This window comes from Streptomyces sparsus (assembly GCF_054776295.1).
The window spans coordinates 1-3780 of sequence record NZ_BAAHCA010000476.1 but is presented as its reverse complement, the minus strand read 5'-3'; the positions used below and the strand labels follow the sequence as shown (position 1 = coordinate 3780).

The following is a 3780-nucleotide window of genomic DNA, read 5'->3' as shown; positions in this document are numbered from 1 at the left end:
CGTGCGCGGATTCTGTCCGCCGGGGACGCCGCAGCGGCGGCCGGGCGGATGACGTGATCCGGCCCATCGCGGGAACCTCGCCCGCATCGTGCCGCCCCGCGGGGCAAGCGCCCTCCCAGGGGTCCGCAGGCGTCCCAGCCGCCCCTCGCGCCCCCGTTGCTGCCCTGCAGCGGGCGGCGGATTTCTCGCGCGGTTGCCGCTCATGGGGTTTATTCGCCGGTCAGCGGATCGGTGGGGACGTCGGGAGATCATTCGGCGAGATCGTTTTCCGCGTCCCGGCCCGCGGGTTCTATTCCGCCAAGTGGGGGAATTAGGCGACGCGCCATTTTTGATCTTCGCTGGTGCAGGCGAATTCCCGTCACCGCACCCTGTTTTGTTGTGGATCAGCTCCCTACAATCCGTCCACGTCTTTGCTGCAGGACGCCTGAGCGTGTGCTTGCGCGCGCCCATGTGCCAAACGTCAAGGAGGACGAATGGCGGGGCAACTTCTCCCCCCTCTTGAGAACCATCACCTACTCGAGAACCACCACCTGCTCGCGGACGCCGTGCTCACCTCGGGCAACCGGGTCTGGGTGCTGGTGATCGCCGCGGTCGCGGTGGCAGCGCTTGCCGTGGCCGTGGTGCTGGCGCGCCAGGTGCTCGCGGCAGGCGAGGGCACCGACCGCATGAAGGAGATCGCCTCGGCGGTCCAGGAAGGCGCCAACGCCTATCTGGCCCGGCAGATGCGCACGCTCGGCGTTTTCGCCGTCGTGGTCTTCTTCCTGCTCATGCTGCTCCCTGCCGACGACACGAACCAGCGCATCGGCCGTTCGCTGTTCTTCCTGGTCGGCGCGGTGTTCTCGGCCGCCACCGGCTATATCGGTATGTGGCTCGCGGTCCGCAGTAACGTGCGGGTCGCCGCGGCGGCTCGTGAGGCGAGTTCTGCGGACGGTGAGCCGGCAAAGGACCTCACCACGGTGTCGCACCGCGCCATGAAGATCGCTTTCCGCACCGGCGGAGTGGTCGGAATGTGCACGGTGGGCCTCGGTCTGCTCGGTGCGGCCTGTGTGGTCCTGGTTTATGCGGCGGACGCACCGAAGGTGCTGGAGGGCTTCGGCCTGGGTGCCGCACTGATCGCCATGTTCATGCGAGTCGGCGGCGGAATCTTCACCAAGGCCGCCGACGTGGGCGCCGACCTGGTCGGCAAGGTCGAGCAGGGCATTCCCGAGGACGATCCGCGCAACGCGGCGACGATCGCCGACAACGTGGGGGACAACGTCGGTGACTGCGCCGGTATGGCCGCGGACCTCTTCGAGTCCTACGCCGTCGTCCTGGTCGCCAGCCTGATCCTGGGCACCGTGGCGTTCGGTGACGCCGGGTTGGCGTTCCCGCTGCTGGTTCCGGCCATCGGGGTGGTCACCGCGATGGTCGGCGTGTTCGTGGTGGCACCGCGGCGCAAGGACCGCAGCGGCATGTCCGCCATCAACCGCGGGTTCTTCATCTCCGCGGTGATCTCGCTCGTGCTGGTCGCGCTGGCCTCCTACACCTACCTGCCGGCGACGTTCGCCGAGCTGGACAACGTGGGCGACGAGGCCATCGCCGCTCACGACGGGGACCCGCGGCTGATCGCGCTGCTCGCCGTGGCGATCGGCATCGTGCTGGCCGCGGTGATCCAGCAGCTCACCGGTTACTTCACGGAGACGACGCGCAAACCGGTGCGGGACGTCGGCAAGACCTCGCTGACCGGTCCTGCGACGGTCATCCTCTCCGGTGTCTCCCTGGGCCTGGAGTCCGCCGTCTACACCGCGCTGCTCATCGGGCTCAGTGTCTACGGCGCCTTCCTGCTCGGCGGCACCTCGGTCATGCTCGCCCTGTTCGCCGTCGCGCTGGCCGGCACCGGTCTGCTGACCACGGTCGGGGTGATCGTCGCGATGGACACCTTCGGTCCTGTGTCGGACAACGCGCAGGGCATCGCGGAGATGTCCGGTGACGTGCAGGGTGAGGGCGCCCAGGTGCTCACCGACCTCGACGCGGTCGGCAACACCACCAAGGCCATCACCAAGGGGATCGCCATCGCCACCGCCGTGCTGGCGGCCGCTGCCCTCTTCGGGTCCTATCGGGACGCCATCGCCACGGCGGTGGCGGAGGTCAACGCCGGTGCGGGCGAGCTGGGACTGAACCTGGACATCTCCCAGCCGAACAACCTGGTGGGCCTGATCCTGGGCGCGGCGGTGGTGTTCCTCTTCTCCGGGCTCGCGATCAACGCGGTGTCCCGCTCGGCCGGCTCGGTGGTCTACGAGGTGCGGCGGCAGTTCCGCGAGCACCCCGGGATCATGGACTACACCGAGAAGCCCGAGTACGGGCGCGTCGTCGACATCTGCACCAAGGACGCGCTGCGTGAGCTGTCCACGCCGGGGCTGCTGGCGGTGATGGCGCCGATCTTCGTCGGTTTCACGCTCGGAGTCGGGGCGCTCGCGTCCTTCCTGGCGGGCGCGATCGGTACCGGGCTGCTGATGGCGGTGTTCCTCGCCAACTCCGGCGGCGCCTGGGACAACGCCAAGAAACTCGTCGAGGACGGTCACCACGGCGGCAAGGGCAGTGAGGCGCATGCCGCCACCGTCATCGGTGACACGGTCGGGGACCCGTTCAAGGACACGGCGGGCCCCGCGATCAACCCGCTGCTGAAGGTCATGAACCTGGTGGCGCTGCTCATCGCGCCCGCGGTGGTGACCCTGTCGTACGGCGACGACGCCCATGCCGGTCTGCGGGCCACCGTCGCCGTGGTCTCCGCCATGGTGATCGCTGCCGCGGTGCTGGCGTCGAAGCGGCGCGGCATCACCACCGACGACGATGACGAGGGCAGTACCGATCGTCGGTCGGGTTCACCCGACCCGGTGGCCGCCCCCTAGCGACCGGAAACGGGCGGACGGAAGCCGGTGCACGACATGGACGGGTGGCACCCGGTGGGTGCCACCCGTCCATGCGGTTCCGGGCGGGGCGGGGATGTGAAACGGGCCCCGTTTTGCTTGCTACATATGGATGATTTCATACCAAAAGGGACTGGGTGGCTCGCCCGACTCGTCGTTGATGCACCGATGACGTGTATCTTCCGGGCCGGGTAGCCACGAAGGGACAATTCCGGTGAACAAGAAGCTTGCCTCGACGCTGTGCGGCGGCGCGGTGGTCGCTCTGGCGCTGACCGGGTGCAGCAGCGACGACGGTGACGAGAAGACCCATGCCTGGGCCAAGAAGGTCTGCGACCAGGTGCAGCCGCAGGTCAAGAAGATCCAGAACGCCAACACCTCGATCTCCGAGGCGGGCGACAAGGACAGCTCCTCCGCGGAGGTGAAGAAGGCCGACTCGGCCGCCTTCCAGCAGATCTCCGAGGCTTACGGGTCGCTGGCCACCGCGGTCAAGAACGCGGGTGAGCCGCCGGTCGAGGACGGCAAGGCGCTGCAGCGGGACGCCGTGAAGGAGCTCAAGGGCATCTCCACGTCGTATGTCGGGCTCAAGGAGAAGATCGACGGTCTCGACACCAAGGACCAGGCGGAGTTCGCCGACGGCCTGAAGGAGATCGCCGACGACCTGGACAAGCTCGGCAAGAGCGGTGACCAGGCGCTCAACAAGCTCCAGTCCGGCGAGCTGGGCAAGGCCATGTCCGAGCAGGAGGGCTGCAAGAAGCCCGACACCGGCGAGGCGACGCCCTCCGCGGCCTGACCCCCGCGTGACCCTTCGCGCCTGACCCCGCGCGCCCGGCACGCCGACCCGTCGCGCCCCGGCTCGCCCGGCCGACGTGCCGGG

The 3780-nt window shown here is 68.6% G+C and carries 2 protein-coding genes; both read left to right on the top strand.

Translation table 11 applies throughout. The features are described 5' to 3' along the window. The first annotated feature begins 473 nt into the window (after positions 1–473). Positions 474–2888 (top strand): sodium-translocating pyrophosphatase, encoded by a 2415-nt coding sequence (locus ACYVE9_RS18765; RefSeq protein WP_461029043.1) that lies wholly within the window; start codon positions 474–476, stop codon positions 2886–2888. 232 nt (positions 2889–3120) lie between these two features. Next, positions 3121–3696, top strand: a complete 576-nt coding sequence (locus tag ACYVE9_RS18760; protein WP_461029042.1) for a small secreted protein — start codon at positions 3121–3123, stop codon at positions 3694–3696. The last annotated feature ends 84 nt before the right edge of the window (positions 3697–3780 follow it).